Origin of the sequence: Desulfosarcina variabilis str. Montpellier, from assembly GCF_048565275.1 — a bacterium.
GTDB lineage: Bacteria > Desulfobacterota > Desulfobacteria > Desulfobacterales > Desulfosarcinaceae > Desulfosarcina > Desulfosarcina variabilis.
Map to the genome: position 1 here is coordinate 8,254,042 of NZ_CP159846.1, position 19,050 is coordinate 8,273,091.

Consider the following 19,050-nt stretch of genomic DNA (forward strand, 5'->3'; position numbering starts at 1 on the left):
GGGTGTCAATAGCAGATACATTTAGTCACTATGAACTGATCTTTTCGCTTGACAATTAAAAACCAATTTTATTATGTGTCAGCGTTTGATTTTTGGTAGAACAATCGCGTCACCAATCATGGGTGTCCGCTTTGGACATAATAGGGAATCCCGTGAGAAACGGGAGCGGACCCGCCGCTGTAACACATATGCTTTGGTATAATCAAAGTGAGCTTTCCGGCAATTTGGGTCACTGTTCGACATCGCTTGAATGGGAAGACCGCCGAGAAGTGTGTGAAGCCAGAAGACCTGCCCATCGATTGACTGCGATCGCCCCCGGGTGATGGGGTAAATTGCGGTAATATAATGTTATACAAGGGATTTAAAACGGAATCCCCGCGTCCAATAGTGGACGCGGGGATTTTTTTTGACGAGGAATATTACGCTTACGAGATCGGCCGGGAACGCAGTTATTTTGCCGAGGTACAATTCAACTTGTAGCCGATCCCAATGTGGAATCGACGTTGGCTTTAATTCTCTTTCAATCTGCTGCGAAAAATAGAAAGGACGCAAAAAATGAACATGACGATCAGGCGCACTGCGCCCACGCTGGGGCTGATCCTGATGCTGATTTGGCCCACGATGGGGATGGCCGAGGAAAAGACAACGGTGTTGGATGAGATGGTGGTCTCGGATAGCGCCAGCGAGGTCAAGGTGCTAAGCACGCCCGGCACAGTCAACATCTTCACCGCCGAGGACATTGAAAAAGGCGGCTATACCAACGTGGCCGATGTCATCAACGGGCTGCCCGGCATCACCAATGACACGACCAATCCGGCCACGCCCAAATACAATTTTCGCGGCACGGCCTATCCGCACTCCAGAGGGGCCACGGTTTACGTGGATGGCCGTGAAATCACCATCGGCAGAATCGGCTATGGGGATCTTGGTTTCGTGGATATCGACGACGTTGAACAGATTCAGGTCATCAAGACACCAGGCGTTCAATTCGCCGAGCCCTCCCGGGGCATCATCTACATCACCACCAAGCGGGCCAAGGAAGACGGTCATCGCCAGCGCATCAAGGCCCAATACGGCTCATGGGGGCTTCATAGCGAGAATGTCTCAGCTTGGGGCAGGCAGTCGGCTATCGACTATCGCATCAGCGCCAACAACCAGGGCGGCGACGGTTACAGCCACACGGATGACGAACGCAAAGGCGTCAATCTGAAGGCCGGGTATAACTTTGACGAAGAGACCCGGCTGGGTTTCGGCGGGGGATACCAGAAGCAGGATTATTACTCCCTTACCAGTTTGAAAAAATGGCAATGGGACCGTGATCCGCGTGACAACACCCCGCCCAATGATCCGGACGATCCCACCTATAATTTGAGCCCTTATGACTACGACATCGAGATATACGACGGGTTCGCCGAGTTTAATACCGAGAAGGAACACTGGTTCGCCAAATCCCTGCTCAGCTTCATGCATAATGAGACAGAATACCTCTCCCAAAAAAACAAAAACAACCCGACCTACGCCGATGGCAACGACACCAGCAGCTATCTGCGTGACTATGATGAAGACCGACTGACATTCAAGGTTTCCGGCGGCTATAAGTTTTCCGGGGCCAATTATTGGGACACCCTGACCCTGGGAGTCGAGTATGACGGTCACGACTATGATCAGGTACGCTCCTATCCCTTTCTGGACGACACTACACGGCGGGAGGATGAAATCCAGCAATACGACCTTAATATTGCCATCGATCGAAAAAGTGTTTTCCTGGTCAATGATCTGGGACTTTTTGATCATTTCAGTCTCCAGACCGGCGTGCGTTACGATGATGTGCAGCTTTGCTTTGAGAATCAATACCCGGAGGACCCGGATGTGGAAAACAACTACCGTGAAACATCGTGGCATGTCTCCCCCGCCTATAGTTTCAGCGGCCAGGATAATCTCTATTTCACCGTCAGCCAGTCCTATTTTTATCCTAACATCGACTACACCCGCATGTCGGCCCAGGCCAATGACGAGTATCCGGAAAATGACCCCAGCAATCTAAAACCAGAGGATATCCTCACCTACGAAGTGGGCTTCAAACAGCAATTAAGCCGATTTTTCAACTACTCCATCGCCCTTTACTATATGGACATCGATGATAAATTTATCTTTCAATCTAAATTTGATGAAGAAGGAGGAGAGTGGAATTCTATCGGTGCCGTCAATCTGGGCAAAGCCGTTCACAAGGGTATTGAAATCGAACTGGATGGCAGGCCCTGGCACTGGCTCGGATACCGCGTGAACTACGGCTACATGAATGCAAAATGGGATGACCCGGAGGCGGTCTACAGTTCCTATGTCTGGGCGGATGACCCGGCGGATGATTATCGGACAGGCATTTCGGTTGACGGATATAGACTTTCACGCACTCCGGAACATAAGGTCACGGCTACGGTTAACCTCTATCCGACCAGCCATCTGACCGCTTGGTTCAATCTCACCTATGTGGACGATCAATATGTCGACTATTTAGAACGCGTCGTCCAGCCGTCGGTGACCACCCTTGATTTCAAGCTTTCCTACACCTTCGACGGCGGATCTCTCGGCCAGGTGCAGTGGCAGGACATTACCATCCACGGCCTGGTGAAGAACCTGACCGACGAAAAGGATGCGTACTACTCCAATTCCTACGGCACACGTAATGATGACGGCAGCCTGGACACCAACTATTATCCCTACGCCGGCCGTTATTTTGAAATCGGACTGACCATGAATTTCTAACAAAGGAGGAAATCCCATGCGCTATTTGAAACCCAGTATCTTGGCCGGTATGTTTTCCGGAATTTTTCTGCTTACTACTGTTGCCCAGGCCCACTTCCTGTGGCTCAACGCCCACGACTACACTCCCAAGGCCAATCAAGCGGCCCGCTTCACGGTCGGCTGGGGACACGCCTTTTACAATCCGGTCGGCGACATTCTGGAAGGTAGTGATATGCTCGGCGGCATCAGCATGATCGACCCGCAGGGCAAGACCATTGCCATCAAGCCATTCAACAGTTTTCAATACGAATCCGAGCGCCCGCTACCTCAAGGGACCTACCTGGCCATGGTCAATCGCAAGGAAGGCTTTTCGACCAAAACCGTGGACGGCTACAAACACCAGTCCCGCAAAGGCCTTAAAAACGTAATTCACTCACGCTACACCGGGATGTATGGCAAGGCTATCATCAATGTGGGTGCGCCTACCGACAGCCAGGCAATGTTAAAGCCCGTGGGCGATGCCCTCGAGATCGTGCCTCTGGTCAACCCTGCCAGTCTGAAGGTCGGTGATTATTTCCGCTTCAAGCTGTTGTACCAGGGCAAACCCGTTGCCGAATATATCAACGCCACCTACGTGGGATTCTCTCAGGACAATGTCTGGGCCTACAGCACCCGCACCGGTTCGAACGGCGAGGGTGAAGTAAAAATGCTGCAGTCCGGTGTGTGGGTCCTCAAGGCCAACCACAAGGCGCCCTACCCCAAGCCGGAAGAGGCGGACGAGTACTCCTACACCACCTCGCTGACCTTCGAGGTGCGCTGATGGCGTCGACTGGCGTCAAAAGCGCCTTGCTGATTTTAATTCCGGGTGCTTTTGAAGGTCTTCTCGAATCCTTTTTATAAGAAACATTTTGGGAACAAAACAATTATTCCGAAGTCACGACAGCCGCGTAGGGGCACGGCGCGCCGTGCCCCTACACCGGCCGATGGTGATTACTCGGTTTCCGAGCAAAGCGAGAGCGAATAGGTATAGCTGGATAAATCATTATGGAAATTGCCTATGAAATCAGGGTTTAGCGCTTTTTTACTACTGTTGATGGTGAGTACATTTACGATATTTCCCGGAATTGTGCGGGGTGAAGAGGAGGCTCGCGAGGATAAAAATAAAACCAGCACCAAGGCCTCTGCGTTGGATGATCTGGTCGTGTCGGCCACACGAACGGAAAAGGATGTGGACAGTGCACCAGGCAATTCTACGGTCATTACCCGCAAAGATCTGGATGCCAGAAACATTCACACCCTGCAGGATGCCTTGATCCATGAGGTCGGTATTTTCAACGGCCAGCTGCGGGGTCTTTCGGGCCAGCAGTACACTCTGGTCATGCTAAACGGCATGCCGCTGAACAATGGGTGGCGGGGGCTTATCAAATGGGAAAATATCGCCATCGACAATGTGAAACGCATCGAAATCATCCGCGGCCCGGCGTCCGCCTTGTACGGCGGCAACGCCATGGGCGGGGTGATCAACATCATCACCGATTCGCCCAAGCAGCTGGAGGCGGTGGCAAAGATCGGCTATGGCAGCGACGAAACGCTCCACCATAGCGTTTCCCTGGGCAACCGCTTCATGGACAAACTCAACCTGCGTCTGGGGTATGAAATGGAAGAGTCCGACGGCTATGCCAAGGATCTGGTCACCCGCAGCATTTCATCCGGCGAGGGGACACTGACCGGTGGATATGCCACCTTAGACACGTCCGGAACATCCAAATGGGCGGTCGGTGACAAGGGTGATGAATACTACGATCGCTGGAATGTCAACCTGGATGCGGTCTTAAATCTGACCGATACAGGAACGCTCTCCTTCAACTTTCAGTGGGGATCCCGAGAGTATGGATTTGACCACCCGGATACATATCTCGTGGACGCTGCAGGCAACCCGGCCTATGACGGCAGTGTGGATGCCGGCGACGGTCAGGCAGCCGATGTCTCCCTTGCCAACTACATCACCACAGGCCCAGGAGCAAGCGAAACCCCGTCTTATTTATTGACTTACCAGGAAATCTTCGGTGCCGTCGGCCTTAGCGCCAAGGTCGGCTACCACCATGAGTATCAGTGGTACGTAACGCCTTTGGTGGGAGAGGGTGAAACATATGACAATGCTGACGGCTTCATCAAGGAATTTGATTCGGATGTCTGGTTCAGTGATATTCAAACCAATATTTCCATCGGTGACAACCATCTGCTCACCTCCGGAGTGTCCTTTCGTTATGACGGGTTCGACGGCGGCCGTTATGAATTGACCTACTACCGCGATGAGGATTCAAAGACCGGACCGCGCAGCGACATCACCGAAGGCAAGGACAGGCTCTACGCGCTTTATCTTCAGGACGAGTGGCAATTCCTGGACAGCCTGTCGCTGTTCATCGGTGCCCGGCTGGATTACTGGGAAACCTATGACGGCAAGGCGGTCATCGGCGATGAAATAAAAACCTTCGATCAGCGCGATGATTCGGCGATCAACCCGAAAATATCCGCGGTCTGGCGGCCGCTGGCGGACACTGTGATCAAAGGCTCGGTCGGCCGTGCATTCCGTCCACCATCGCTGTATGAACTCTACCGCAATTATCGGATGGGCAACGGGACGGTCAATTCCAACCCGAACATGGACCCCGAGACCCTGATCAACTATGAACTGGGTGTGGCCCAGTACTTTTTCAAGCGCAGCCTGAAAGTGTCGGCTACCGCCTTTCATCAGGATATCTCCGATCTGATCTACTACTACAAAGTCGGCAATGACCGGTTTAAGGAAAACGCCAGCGAGGCGACCATCGACGGCTTCGAATTGGAGGCATCCCTAACGCCATTCGACTGGCTGAACGTCTGGGGCAACTACACCTACAATGATAGCGAAATTAAAGAGAATGTGCACGACCCTGAGATGGAGGGCAAGCGAATCACTTACATGCCCGAAAGCACCATCAATCTGGGAACGGACATCACCTATCGTTTTCTGACCCTCGGCCTGATGGGTCGCTACCTGGGAAGAATCTATACGCAAACAAACAATGATGACATCGACGATGTCTACGGCGGCTATTCCAGGTGCTGGCTGTGGGAAGGCAAGCTGACGTTATCACCGTTCGATCACGTGGCCATCTCGTTTTGCGTAGACAACCTTTTTGATGAGGAATACTTCGAAAACAAACTGGGCCGGGAACGCAGCTATTTCGCAGAAGTATCGATTAATTGGTAAAGACCGGCGTGCATTGCCCCTGTGCCGACTACAAACGGTTGCCTGTTTTCACGCAAGACTTGGGTGTAAAACGGCAAGCCTAATTAAATGTTAGGATAAACGTTTAAGGAAACCATTCTTTACCTTAGGATTTGGCAGTAAACCGGCAGACAGAGCTTGAGCTGTTTGAAAAGGATATAGAAAGCAATTCTCAATACATTGAACGAACCCCAGAGAGATGGAGTCTGTATATGGAATCATGGAGAGCAGCGATTTTAATACTGATAATGACACTTATCGTTACGGTATTTTCAGGAATTGCGGTAGGAGAAGATCAATTGACCAAGGATAAAGATAAAACCACTGCCAAGGCTGCCGCCTTGGACGATATGGTGGTGACGGCCACCCGCACGGAAAAGGATGTGGATAGCGCGCCGGGCAATTCCACCGTCATTTCAAAAGAGGATCTGGCGCTCAAGGACCTTCACACCATCGAAGATGCCTTGGTTCATGAAAGCGGCTTCTTTGACGGCAAACTGCGCGGCATGCCCGAGGCGCATCAAACCCTGATCATGCTCAACGGCATGCCGCTCAATACCGGCTGGCGCGGCCATGTGCGCTGGGAAAACATTGCCACCGATAATGTTGAGCGTATCGAAGTCATCCGCGGCCCGGCATCGGCCCTTTACGGTGGCAATGCCATGGGCGGCGTGATCAACATAATCACCGCAGCGCCGGAAAAATTGGAAGCCACGGCCAAGGTTGGCTACGGCAGCGACGAGACGATCCGCCACAGCCTCGCCCTGGGAAACCGTTTCATGGACAAGTTCAGCATCCGCTTGGGGTACGAGTTCGAGGAATCAGACGGTTATCCGGATTCCCTGGTCACCCGCAGCATTTCGTCCGGTACGGGAGAGTTAACCGGTGGCTATGAGACCCTTGACAAAACCGGCAAGAGAAAATGGGTAGCCGGGGATAAAGGTGACGAATATTACGAGCGCTGGAATACCAATCTGGATGCCGTATACGATCTGACGGACACGGGAAGCCTGGCCTTTAACTTTCAGTGGGGATTCAGGGAATACGGCAACGACCGTCCCAACACATACCTTCAGGACGCCGACGGCAATCCGTCGTTCAGCGGCAGCATCGATGCGGGAGAGGGCGAAAGTGCCTCGGTATCCCTGTCGAATTACATCACGGCCGGCCCTGGAGAGATCAGCACCCCGTCATACCTTCTGACCTATAAGGAAACACTCGGACCGGCCGACCTTGTCGTCAAGGCCGGTTATCACCATGAGGACCGGTGGTATACCACACCCAGGATCAGTGGTGACGAGACCTATGACAATGCGGATGGCTATTTGAAAGAATTTGATACGGACGTGTGGTATGGCGATATCCAGACCAACCTTTCTGTTGGCCAAAGCCACTTGCTGACCACCGGTGTTTCCATTCGCTATGATAAATTCGATGGCGGTCGCTATGAGCTGACCGATTATCATGACGAGAATTCCAAATATGGCTCACGCAGCGATATCACCCAGGGCGAGGATCGTCTGTATGCCATCTATCTCCAAGATGAGTGGAAAATCATCAATAGCCTGTCGCTTTTCCTGGGGGCGCGTTTTGACTACTGGGAGTCATTCGACGGATTGGCCGTGGTCGAGGATGAGAGCATCAACTTTGATGACCGCGATGATTCCTCGTTCAATCCCAAACTGTCGGCCGTCTGGAAACTATTTGACGACACCATCATCAAGGGATCCGCGGGTCAGGCTTTCCGGCCGCCGTCACTTTATGAATTGTACCGAACCTACAGAAGCGGCGATGGAATGGTCAACTCCAACCCGGAACTTGAACCCGAAACCTTGCAGACTTATGAAGTCGGCGTGACTCAATATCTTTTCGATCGCGGACTGAAACTCTCGGTAACCGGATTTCATACGGATATCGATGATCTGATCTACTATTATGAAGTCGGCAATGATCGTTTCAAAGACAATGCCAGCCAGGCCAAGATTGACGGGATTGAAGTAGAAGCCTCGTTGTGGCCATTTGAATGGCTGAACCTGTGGGGCAATTACACTTACAACGATACGGAAATCAAGGAAAACGTCCATGATCCGGACATGGAAGGGAAAAAAATCACCGGTATGCCCGAGCGCACCATCAATCTGGGATTGGCGCTAAGTTCCAAATATGTGCGCGCCAGCCTGATGGGTCGCTATCTGGGCAGGATCTATACACAGGAATACAATGACGGCATCGACGATGTTTACGGGGCCTATTCCCAGTGCTGGTTGTGGGAAACCAAGGTGACCATTTCTCCGCTCAAACACGTGAAACTCTCTTTGTCCGTTGACAATCTTTTTGACGAGGAATATTTCGAAAGCAGCGTGGGCCGGGAACGGAGTTATTTTGCAGAAGTGATGATCGACTGGTAGTCGGTATCTGAATCTTAACCGCCATCGCCAGGATGCTTCACCTGTTCGTGAACCGGTTGCTGCGGTTCAAACAAAATGTATTAGAGCCTGTTTTGGAAGTCTGGATCAGGCCCGATAACAAGGCGGAAAGTGGCTCAAAAGCGGAGCATATATGGTATATGTGAGCATTTTGAGACAGTTTCCAACGCCGTTAGCGGGCCTTAGACGGATTTACCAAACAGGCTCTTACAAGGGCACGGCGCACCGTGCCCCTAATGCCAATAGACGCATGAGGATGTTGATATGGATGTTCACATGGCGAGAAGCGGAAAAACGTTTGCAAAGATCGATGAAACTCGGTCCATCCATAAAAAAGACATGGCCTTTGAAACCTGTTGGCACCTATCACCCGACCTGGGCCGAGGCTACCTGATAAAAGCGTGTCTGAAACCCGATCTTGTCCTTTATGTGATGGACTATGACCCGAACAACGCTTTCCGAATGGCCATCAATGCCGTGCCCCCGGGATTTGGTTTTAAATTTTTCCTCTCCGGCGCATATGGAATTGGAGAAATGGTATTGGATATCGGGCGTAAAGTGTAACCACCTTTGGATTATCTTTTCTATTGACATTCGGAAAACAATTCCATTATGGGATTAAGTTCGTTTTGTTTTACGCCATCATGGGTGTCTGTTGAGAACGGACGTAAGGGAATCCCGTTAAAATCGGGAGCGGACCCGCCGCTGTAACACATATGCTTTGATCGTTTCAAAGCGAGCCTTTCGGCAATTTTGGTCACTGTTCGACATCGCTTGAATGGGAAGGCCGCCGAGAAGGTGTGTGAAGCCAGAAGACCTGCCCATGGACGGGCTGCAATTGTTCCCTGGAGATGGAATGGTTTGCAGCAATGGATATATGCCAAGGGATTGAAAACGGAATCCCCGCTTCTAACGATGGAAGCGGGGATTTTTTATTTTATAGCATTCAAGATAATGTTTTTGGCTGCGTTATCGGTCATCGCGGTATTATTTATACAGCTTCCTCCCTCTAGCCTTGCCAAAAACATTATCTTAAACACTATAGTAAGTCTTTCATGCGCACAATCGCAATCATAACCAAAGATGTTCGCAAGTATTGGTGGCTGGTAGCCGGTGGATTGACGGCGATATTTGTGCTTGAGATGTTGGCCCTTTACTCTCCCCAGCTGATCAAAAAGGCCATCGACCGTTTGGCTGCCGGCCAGGCAGATCCCCATGGCCTGGGCTTGATTGCCGGTGCCATCGTTGCCCTATCCCTGGGCGTCGCCGTCCTGCGGGCCGTGGGTCGGCCGTCCATGCTGGCCTTTGGCCGCATTGTAGAAAGGGATCTGCGTAGGCATTTCTTCGCGCGGGTCATTGCCCTGCCCCGTTCGGCTATCGACAAACAGCCGGCAGGTGATATCATGGCCCGCGCCACCTATGACATCGATAACATCCGCTTGGCCGCCGGGTATGGCTGCCAGGCGGCAATCAACTCTATATTGACCCTGATTCTGGCCCTGGTCTACATGATTTGGATGAGTCCGGTCCTGACCCTGCTGGCCATGGTTCCCATGGGCGCCATTCCCTGGCTGACCCGCCGCCAGAGTATTCGTTTCCATCAATGCCACAAATCGATCCAGGAGTCTTTCTCCGCCCTGACCGAGGAATCCCGGGACAGCCTCAACGCCATTCGCCTGATCAAAGTTTTTGACCTGACCGCGGTAAAGGACCGGCAGTTCGACCGCCTGGCCCAGACGCACCTGGACAACAACATGCAGTTGGCCCGGGTCAGTGCCCTGTACCTGCCGGTCATGACCCTGGTCACCCACCTGAGTCAGGCCGTGGTCTGGGGCTGTGGCGGCGCCATGGCGGTTCTGGGGATGCTCACGGCCGGTGAGATCGTGGCCTTCTCCGCCTATCTGGTCATGCTCAAAACGCCGTTGGTTTATTCCGGTTATTTGATCAACCTGTATCAGCGCGCCAAGAGTTCCTGCACAAGAGTGGATCGAATCTTAAACCAATTCATCGAAGCGTTGGATAAGTCATCTCCAGGCCAAGTCGTACCTTGCCAAGACAAAGACACGGATATTGTGATCAAAAATCTCACCTTCACCTACCCTGGAGAAAGCCGGCCGGTCCTTACCAATATCAGTCTGAGGTTTCCACATGGTACCACCACGGCCCTTGTCGGCCCGGTGGGCAGCGGCAAATCCACCCTCTTGCAATTGCTCACCCGCATCCACGAGCCCCCCCAAGGCACGATTTTTATAGGCCATACGGACATCACCCAAATGCCTTTGCACCGGTTGCGATCCACCATAGCAATGGCTGCTCAGGCCCCTTTCGTTTTCTCCGATACTATTCGCGAGAACCTGCTTTTGGCCTTTCCGCAAGCAAGCGATGACCAGCTATGGCAGGCCATTGAGGCAGCCGGCCTGACCCCCGAAATCCGTGCCCTGTCCCAAAAGCTGGACAGCCTGTTAGGGGAAAAAGGCCAGACCCTGAGCGGTGGTCAGCGAGCGCGCCTGTGCCTTGCCCGAACCATACTGCCATCAAGGTCCATGCTTTTACTGGATGATCCGTTATCGTCAGTGGATACAAAGGCCGAAGCCCGCATACTCGAACAATTGTCTCACTTGAGGAAGGGATTGACCAACCTGATTGTCAGCCATCGTCCTTTATCCTTGTCCTTTTGCGATCATATTGTCGTCTTGGATGGCGGTTGCCTCGAGGCCCAGGGCAACCATGATGATCTGATCAAGACCTGTCGATTGTATAGGCAGCTGGTACTATCACAGCAGATAGCTGCCAAACTAAACCCCACGGCTGCGATGTCGGGGTAAAGGGGGGCTGATGAGCAATCACGACACTGACTATCTCGAAGGCGACCGGCCCACCCAATCCCTGAATAGCGATCTGGTAAAACGCATGGCGAATTTTCTCGCGCCTCATCGGCGCCAGGTAATCATCGCTGCGCTGTTGATCCCGCTGTGCATCGGGCTGGAACTTTTACTACCCGTTATCACGCGCACGGCGATCGATCGTTTCCTGGTGCCTTATCGTCTGCGCGTGGATGCCGGCCGGCTGACGCCTGCCTTGGGACAGACCTTATCAGAGGCCCTGCCATCCGGGAAAATCTCAACAAATGAGAACAGTTGGTATGTGCCTGAAAACGAATGGCGTGACCTGGATCCCGCCCTGATCGCCCGGGTGCGTGAAGCTGGCGCAGTCGATTCCATGCGCTGGTATGCCGCTCCTGCCGATGGGCCGGCCCGGATGCTGGCCGAGCGTTATCCTGATCGTTTTCAACGCTCGGGGGACCAAATGCTGATTGCCGAGGATCACCTGAAACAGCTACCGACTGAGGACCTGAAACAGTTTCGCAGGTCCGACGCCATTGGCTTGATCGCCATGGCCGCGCTTTTTTCAACCATGGCGGCGCTCTTGCTGGCGGTCTCCTTTGTTCAAACCGTCTGCCTGGAACGCGCCGGCCAGCAGATGATGAAAGATTTGCGGCTTTTTCTCTTTCACCATATTCTCACGCGCTCCCAATCCTTTTTCAGTGCCAATCCCGTGGGAAAACTGGTCACCCGCGTCAACAACGATGTGCAAAGCATGGCCGAGTTGTTCCGCAACATGGTGGTGGGGCTGTTCAAAGATCTGGTCATGTTTATCGGCATCACGGTGGTCATGTTCGCCCTCAATGCACGGCTGGCGGCAGCCTGTATGCTGGTGGTCCCGCCAATGGCCGTGCTCGCTTGGTTTTTCGCCCGTATCTCCAAACGTATCTTTCATCGCATCAAAGGTTATACGGGACGCGTGAATACCGGACTCCAGGAAACCATTGCCGGCACGACCACAATCAAGCTTTTGGGGGCGCAAACCACCGTTCTGGGCAAACTGATCCAGTTCAACAACCGCTATTTTCAGGCCGGGATGGCACAAACCAAACTATTCGCCGTGTTTACCCCGCTGATGGAGCTGATGGGCAGCCTGGCCATTGCCCTGATCGTCTGCTACGGTGGCGGCATCGTGGTCCAGGACCGGCTTAGCCTGGGAACCCTGGTGGCCTTTCTCACCTACATTCAGATGCTGCTCGTCCCCATCCGGGACCTGAGTGAGAAATACAATCAATTGCAGGGCGCCCTGGCCAGCAGCGAACGCATTTTCACCTTGCTGGACGATAAGCGCACACTATCAACATCAGACGCCGAAAAACCAGCCCCCCTTGACAGCGATACCGACATTGTCTTTGCTGCGGTAGAATTCGGTTATCACCCGGACCGAATGGTGTTGGATGGATTTCATTTGACAGTTCCAAAAGGCCAGACCGTCACCCTCGTCGGGCCCAGCGGCGGCGGCAAAAGCACCCTGGTCAACCTGTTGTTGCGGCTGTATGATCCATCCGGTGGAACAATTCTTCTGGGCGACAGGCCCCTGACGACCATCACGCCACGCGAGCTGGTTCGCCACGTGGCCCTGGTCAGCCAGGAAATGATTCTCCTGTCGGCCAGCATCGAGGAGAATATCGTCCTTGGCCGCCGTCAGGTCACATCATCCATGCTGGAAAGCGCCATTGAAATCAGCGGTGTGGGCACCTGGGTGAAAGCGCTGCCCCAAGGCATCGCCACCCGTGTCGGTGAGGGTGGCCGACCGCTCAGCCAGGGGCAGTGCCAAATGCTGGCCCTGGCCAGGGCATTGGCCGGCGATCCCCGCATCCTGATCCTGGACGAGGCCTTCAGTCAGATCGATCCGGAAAGCGAAAAGCTGATCCTATCACGCCTGCCGGCCATCATGGCCGACCGCACCTGCATTACCGTTGCCCATCGCCTGGCAACGGCCCGCTACTCACAGCGCATCCTGGTCGTGCAAGGTGGTTGCATTGTTGAAGACGGTGACCACCAGGTGCTCATGGATGCCAAAGGGCTGTATGCCGATATGGTGGCCCTGGACCGCCTGCACTGCAAAAAGTAATGGATAACAATCAATAATTCACCCCACATGCGGTTACCCTGCGCTCAATCCCCCGTGCTCTTGTTTTTAATGCCCATGCTGAATACAATACCTAAAAAAGCGATTCGCTGTCAGCTGTTAGCGATTAGCAATATAATTTCAAAGAATTGTTAAGGGCTCGCGCAAAAATAACTTCACATTTTCAGCGCCCATCCATCCCGCTCAGCGGTGTTGCGAAAACACGGAATATGCCTGATATTCCTTTGTCTTCGCGCCTTGCTGAGCCGGGCGCCTGAACACTGACAATTTGCGAATTTATTTTTGCGCGAACCCTAACGTTTTGCATGAACCTCAGTCAGTGGTCATCGAATTGCTGATAAATTAACTGCGGATAAAGGCTAACAGTTTATTGCTAAAGGTTGACCGATCACCTTGGGGAAAATTTGTTGACCCGTTTCATCTAACGAGGTCAGGGGAAAACATAATCATGGAACCGCAGAGCAAAAAAACAGTTCTGGTGGTCGAGGACGATGAAAACACCGCCTCCCTGATCGCCGTCTACCTGGAACAGGATGGATTTGCGTGCCTGATCGCAGGCGATGGCGAAAAAGCCCTGGCGCTGGCCGCCCGGCATCACCCGGTCCTAGTCATCCTTGATTTGATGATTCCCAAAATCGATGGCTGGGAAGTGTGCCGCCGATTGCGCCGGAATTCATCGGTGCCGGTAATCATGCTCACCGCCCGCGGTGATGAGATTGACCGGGTGGCCGGCCTGACCCTCGGAGCCGACGATTATGTGGTCAAACCATTCAGTCCCCGCGAGCTCATGGCCCGGGTCCAGGCGGTGCTGCGGCGCACTTCACCCGCTTCGCGTGCAGCGGACCAGGTACTGGTCCATGGCCCGGTTCGTTTGGATCTGGATATGCGGCGCCTGACCGTTGATGGCCGGACCGTGGCCCTGACGCCCCATGAATACGCCCTGCTCGAAGCCCTGATGGCCACCCCCGGCCGCACCTTTACCCGGGACGAACTGTTGAATCGGCTCTATCCCCATGGTGAGGCAGCGGTCATCGATCGGGTGGTGGATGTGCACATCGGGAAAATTCGCCAAAAAATCGAGCCCCACCCGGCCGAACCGACTTATATTCTCACCGTTCGCGGCGTTGGCTACCGTTTCGCCGACCGGCTGGAGTTGTGATCATGGTCAAACGTTACCTGATCGTCAAACTGCTGGCCGTCAATCTGCTGGTGGCCGGATTTGCCGTGGTTGTCGTATGGCTGGCCATCGACACCCTGGCCGCCGGCTATTTCGTCACCCTCATGGAAAAATACCACATCTCACCCGAACCGGCCCACGCCATGTTTGTGGATTCGGTCCACCGGTACCTGGTCTGGGCGCTGGGCGGTGCCATTGCCCTTTCCGTGGTGCTCAGCTATGTCATCAATCGTCGCATCCTGAAGCCGCTCACCCGAATGAACGTCATCACCGAAGAAATCGCCACCGGTCAATTTTCGGCACGCGTGCCGGTATCCACGGCCGACGAGGTGGGTCAACTGGCCCTGGCTTTCAACCGCATGGCCGAAAACCTGGAAAAAATCGAAACCCTGCGTCGCACCCTGATGATCGATGTGGCCCACGAGTTGCGTACGCCCCTGACCAATATGCGGGGATACCTGGAAGCACTCAACGACGGTGTGCTGCCGCCAGCTCCTGAGACGCTTGCGCTTCTCCAGGATGAAACCTTGCGGCTGGCGCAATTGGTGGAAGATGTACTGTCATTAGCCCGGGCCGATGCCGCCGGCGGTCGTCTCAATCGAACGCAAGTGAATCTGAAAGGGTTGGTCGAGAGAAGCCTGGCCGCCCATACCCTGACCATTGAGGATAAAGCGCTTACGGTCCGGATCAAGGCCGACACGCCGTCGATGGTCATTCATGCCGACGCGGATCGTCTGGCACGGGTCCTTCGGAATCTGACGGACAACGCCATCCAGTACGCCCCGGATCAAAGCGTTGTGGAAATCCGAATGGCGTTAGACAGCTCCAACGTCAGGGTGGACTATCTCAATACAGCGGTGGATCTTCCGGCTGAAGATCTGCCCTTTCTCTTCGAACGGTTTTACCGCGGCGAGAAATCGCGTTCCCGGCATCATGGCGGTGCCGGCATCGGCCTTTCCATCGTCAAGGAACTGGTGCAAGCCCATGGCGGATCGGTACATGCGCGCCTGGCCGGTAAGTGTGTTGAGATTGGATTTATTCTACCGACAGTGGTATAGAAGGGACCGATTGCGTTTAGTGTTAACGGAGGCAGCCATTGCAACGGATAACAATAATTGTTCTGACTCTTTATGTGTGTTCGTTCGGGTTTGCCCAGATGTCCGGTGCGGAAACCATCGTCATGGGGTATTTTGACTTGAAGCCCCACATGTATAAATCCAAGAAAACCGGGCAGGTAAAAGGAGCATCGGTCGCTTATTTTGAAAAAATTGCGGAAAAAATGGGGTGCGATGTAAAATGGATTGGCCCTTTGCCATTCAGTCGGTTGATATTTCATTTAAAGTTTAAGGAGATGATCGACGGAACGCCATTGATGTCGATGACCGAGGAAAGAAAAGCGATTTTCTACTATCCAAAACATTTCTATTACCTTTGCAAACCGAATCTGATTGTAAGATCAGACAACACCCTGGAAAAAATCACATCGGTCGATGACCTGAAAAAGATGACCATCGGGCAGTTCAGTAAAGCCGCGAATTCCAGATTCATTACGGCAAATCACCCATCATTGACGTTCGATATCGTATCCGCGGGACTGACATTGTTTGAAAACCAGTTGAACAAGCTGATCAACAAACGGATCGATGCGATTCACACATTGGATGAATATACCCTGTTGTTCACGGCAAAACTCATGAACATCGATCATCAGGTCAAAATTCTATTTCTTCCTGAAGCCCCCTGGCCATTTTATACGGTTTTCAGCAAAACTCAGCGAGGGAAAATGCTGGTGGAAAAATTTGATCAGGCCTTCATCGAATCGGGATATAAGCCAGAGGACTATCACGTCATGATCAAGTCTGAGTTTGATCGTATTACCGATCATTTTGACAAAAAGTAATTTTTACGATTTATCGCCAGCTAAATTTTAACATATTTATTTTATTATAAAATTCGGCAACAATCATTCGAATCGAAGACAGGCCGAAATTTTCCACCTTAATCTCGGAAAAGGGTAGAAACCTGGCCGATATGATTTCATCCATATCGGCCTGCGGAGTCGAGGAAAGGCTGGTCTCACAGCTAAAAGCAACGTCTACTGTTGAGTATACAACGCCACCATAGTCGTATTCGTTGGGTGCCGAGCAAAAATAACGAAGAGCAAAAATATCGAGGTTAAGTTCTTCACGAAGTTCCCGCCTCAACCCCTGCTCATAGGTTTCACCGGGATCTAAAAAACCACCCGGCAAATCCCATGTGCCTTTGGCCGGGTCACGATTGCGCGTGACCACAAGCAATTCACCATCTGCGTTCATCACCAATCCGGCCACAGCCGCGGCTGGATTGAGATAAAAAACAAAATCGCAAGCCGGGCATCGGAAGGATTTGACAGAAGCGGGAAGTAGCTCATTATTGCCGCATTTGGGGCAATGTTTAAAAATAAGGTGGTTAGGGTTGCTTTGCATGGTGTTAAGCTCTTTGTTAAATCCTGATTATCTTTGCCGTTAAAGGCTACGGCAAAAAAATATGAAGCCCTACCATCTCAGGTTGCGCGAGAGTTGAATGTGAGGGATGTTTCCAAATTGTCCTGGCGTCACCCGGTAGTTTTCCGAATAAGCGCGGTACCCATCGGCAACAACGGTCACGCGATATATCCCTTCGGCTAAGCCATAAAAACAAAAAAGATTGTCATGGAAAAAATCTTTTTGGGAAAGCGCGGCGTCATAAATGCTGTTAAAAGCGAAATTATCGGGAAGAATCGTTCGATCGACACCCGCACCGTACAAATTAATGGATACAATTTTTTTAGGCGCATGAAGGCCACTCGCAGACCAAATAAAATTTGTGATAATGCCTTCGGGTGAGCCTCCAAAGCGGATTGAGGTCGTCTGCCCTGCCCTTACTCTGATTGCTTTTCGTATGGGAATAACATGAAAAGCGGGAATTAGAAGACTGGCCAGGTATTCACCGTCTGGAATACCATCAATGGTCTGTTCTTTCTGAAAAGGGTCAAGATAGATTACCTTTTCATGGAATTTTTTCCCCAAGGTTTCTAGAATCAAAAGCATATAAACAATGTTTGGCCTGTGTTCTTGAGATTTTAGGTCCACCGAAATGGAAATGGTGCCGCTTTGTTTCAGGCCTTTTTTTTCGGGCATCTCCTGCTCAATAATATCGTTGAGTAGTGTCGCAGTTTCTTGAGAATTCAATATCCCCGCATGGTCTTGATTAACCCCATAAATACGGACGGCCTCTTGTTGGGCCCGTTGATCCAGCATGCTTTCCATCGTCAGGGTGCCATCATTATTCGGCTCAAAGGGATTGCGGTTGCCCCGGTAGCTGAAAAGAAGATAGAAGCGAGTGTTTTGCGGCAGACGGTTTTGATACAGTGTTGAGATGAAATCGCTGCCACTGGCGACATCTTTCCAGGCAGGAATCACAACGGGAGAATTTTCAGCACCCATTTTTGCCATATTTACACCGCCCCAAGGGGTTGAGATGGAGACAAAGAGCTTGATGAATGGAAAATATTTTCTAAATCGGGTCATGCAGGATCGCGCCACAAGTCCGCCCATACTGTGGGCGACGACAGCCATCCGGTCAAATCGGTATTTGGCATGCAGCCTTAAAATTTTTGAGGCAAGGATATAGGCGCTGAATTCCAAGTCCAGTCCGGATGGGTAATAAAAAAAACAGGGTTGGAAAACCGAGCGGTCTATTTTTTGAAATAAGAACTCCCATCCCGAAGCCGTACCACTGGCCCCGTGAATAAAAAGAACCGGGATTTTTTTTGGATCATAGGGTTGCACAAACCAGATGTTGGCGCCAACTTCATTAAAAGCGCTAATGGGCTCCCAATACCCCTGACTGGCGTAACTATCGAGGCGTGCCAACCGATCCCGGTCGGCGACTTCTCCTGCCACGGCCCGATCAACGATGTCGGTCTTGTTGATCGAAATACCGGATAAGTGAGAAACCGCATCGGGCTCTGGAGGATTCAGGACAATATTCAACTGATCGATATTATTTTTTGTTTTGGCATCTACAAGATCTGGGGTGCCGAACTGGCCCACAGCTTCATTAGGATCATGTTTTCCGTTGCCATTGACATCCTGGAATGCCCCAACATAATACTTTCCGTTGGGAACTAGTAGTTCATAGCAACCCGTTTGAGAAAGGCGTACATGTCCACAAACGTTTATTTCACTATGGATGCGTTCATAGGCAACGATAAAAATAGGGCCACTTTGCTCTGATTTCATGATTACGCAGCCCTGTAAAAGAGAAGCGCTTTTTCCCCTGTCAATATCCTGTTTGAGTTTCAGCAGGGCACAGCCGCACAAAAAGCATGCGATGCATAAAATAAAGACCCCAAAACCGAAGTGATGTTTGCTTTTCATGACAACACGCGGTGTTCGCCCTGTTTTGGGTGGAATGTCCCGTCGCGGTATGGTCATCTC

12 protein-coding genes and 2 riboswitches are annotated in these 19,050 nt (G+C 52.0%); of the genes, 10 read left to right on the plus strand and 2 right to left on the minus strand.

Features of this window, described 5'->3' with window-relative positions; all coding sequences use genetic code 11:
• Nucleotides 1–103 precede the first annotated feature (103 nt).
• Nucleotides 104–311, plus strand: a riboswitch (cobalamin riboswitch).
• Between the two features lie 244 nt (nucleotides 312–555).
• The 10 genes from Dvar_RS37305 to Dvar_RS37350 all read left to right on the plus strand — a co-directional run bounded on the left by Dvar_RS37305 (nucleotide 556) and on the right by Dvar_RS37350 (nucleotide 16,490).
• Entirely contained in the window at nucleotides 556–2,763 is a 2,208-nt protein-coding gene (locus tag Dvar_RS37305) for a TonB-dependent receptor (RefSeq protein ID WP_419658545.1), read from the plus strand.
• A gap of 16 nt (nucleotides 2,764–2,779) precedes the next feature.
• Nucleotides 2,780–3,562: a DUF4198 domain-containing protein gene (locus Dvar_RS37310; protein WP_419658546.1), complete on the plus strand. Its 783-nt coding sequence runs from the start codon at nucleotides 2,780–2,782 to the stop codon at nucleotides 3,560–3,562.
• Between the two features lie 237 nt (nucleotides 3,563–3,799).
• Nucleotides 3,800–5,995 carry a TonB-dependent receptor plug domain-containing protein gene (locus tag Dvar_RS37315; protein ID WP_419658547.1) on the plus strand — a complete coding sequence of 732 codons (2,196 nt, stop codon included), beginning with the start codon at nucleotides 3,800–3,802 and terminating at the stop codon, nucleotides 5,993–5,995.
• A gap of 317 nt (nucleotides 5,996–6,312) precedes the next feature.
• Entirely contained in the window at nucleotides 6,313–8,421 is a 2,109-nt protein-coding gene (locus tag Dvar_RS37320; RefSeq protein ID WP_419658548.1) for a TonB-dependent receptor, read from the plus strand.
• 282 nt (nucleotides 8,422–8,703) lie between these two features.
• The gene (locus tag Dvar_RS37325) at nucleotides 8,704–9,003 is read left to right on the plus strand and encodes a hypothetical protein (RefSeq protein ID WP_419658549.1); all 300 of its coding nucleotides are present in this window, start codon (nucleotides 8,704–8,706) and stop codon (nucleotides 9,001–9,003) included.
• 65 nt (nucleotides 9,004–9,068) lie between these two features.
• Nucleotides 9,069–9,279, plus strand: a riboswitch (cobalamin riboswitch).
• A 215-nt stretch (nucleotides 9,280–9,494) separates the two neighbouring features.
• Nucleotides 9,495–11,264 carry an ABC transporter ATP-binding protein gene (locus tag Dvar_RS37330; protein WP_419658550.1) on the plus strand — a complete coding sequence of 590 codons (1,770 nt, stop codon included), beginning with the start codon at nucleotides 9,495–9,497 and terminating at the stop codon, nucleotides 11,262–11,264.
• 10 nt (nucleotides 11,265–11,274) lie between these two features.
• A complete protein-coding gene (locus Dvar_RS37335; RefSeq protein WP_419658551.1) occupies nucleotides 11,275–13,395 on the plus strand; it encodes an ABC transporter ATP-binding protein in 2,121 nt (706 codons plus the stop codon).
• A 466-nt stretch (nucleotides 13,396–13,861) separates the two neighbouring features.
• Nucleotides 13,862–14,572, plus strand: coding sequence for a response regulator (locus Dvar_RS37340; protein ID WP_419658552.1), 711 nt, complete (start codon nucleotides 13,862–13,864; stop codon nucleotides 14,570–14,572).
• A gap of 2 nt (nucleotides 14,573–14,574) precedes the next feature.
• Nucleotides 14,575–15,648: a sensor histidine kinase gene (locus Dvar_RS37345; RefSeq protein WP_419658553.1), complete on the plus strand. Its 1,074-nt coding sequence runs from the start codon at nucleotides 14,575–14,577 to the stop codon at nucleotides 15,646–15,648.
• A gap of 38 nt (nucleotides 15,649–15,686) precedes the next feature.
• Nucleotides 15,687–16,490 carry a substrate-binding periplasmic protein gene (locus tag Dvar_RS37350; RefSeq protein ID WP_419658554.1) on the plus strand — a complete coding sequence of 268 codons (804 nt, stop codon included), beginning with the start codon at nucleotides 15,687–15,689 and terminating at the stop codon, nucleotides 16,488–16,490.
• A gap of 10 nt (nucleotides 16,491–16,500) precedes the next feature.
• Here the strand turns inward: Dvar_RS37350 and Dvar_RS37355 are convergent, their stop codons facing one another.
• Entirely contained in the window at nucleotides 16,501–17,055 is a 555-nt protein-coding gene (locus tag Dvar_RS37355; RefSeq protein WP_419658555.1) for an NUDIX domain-containing protein, read from the minus strand.
• 69 nt (nucleotides 17,056–17,124) lie between these two features.
• Entirely contained in the window at nucleotides 17,125–19,047 is a 1,923-nt protein-coding gene (locus tag Dvar_RS37360; protein WP_419658556.1) for an alpha/beta hydrolase, read from the minus strand.
• Nucleotides 19,048–19,050 lie beyond the last annotated feature (3 nt).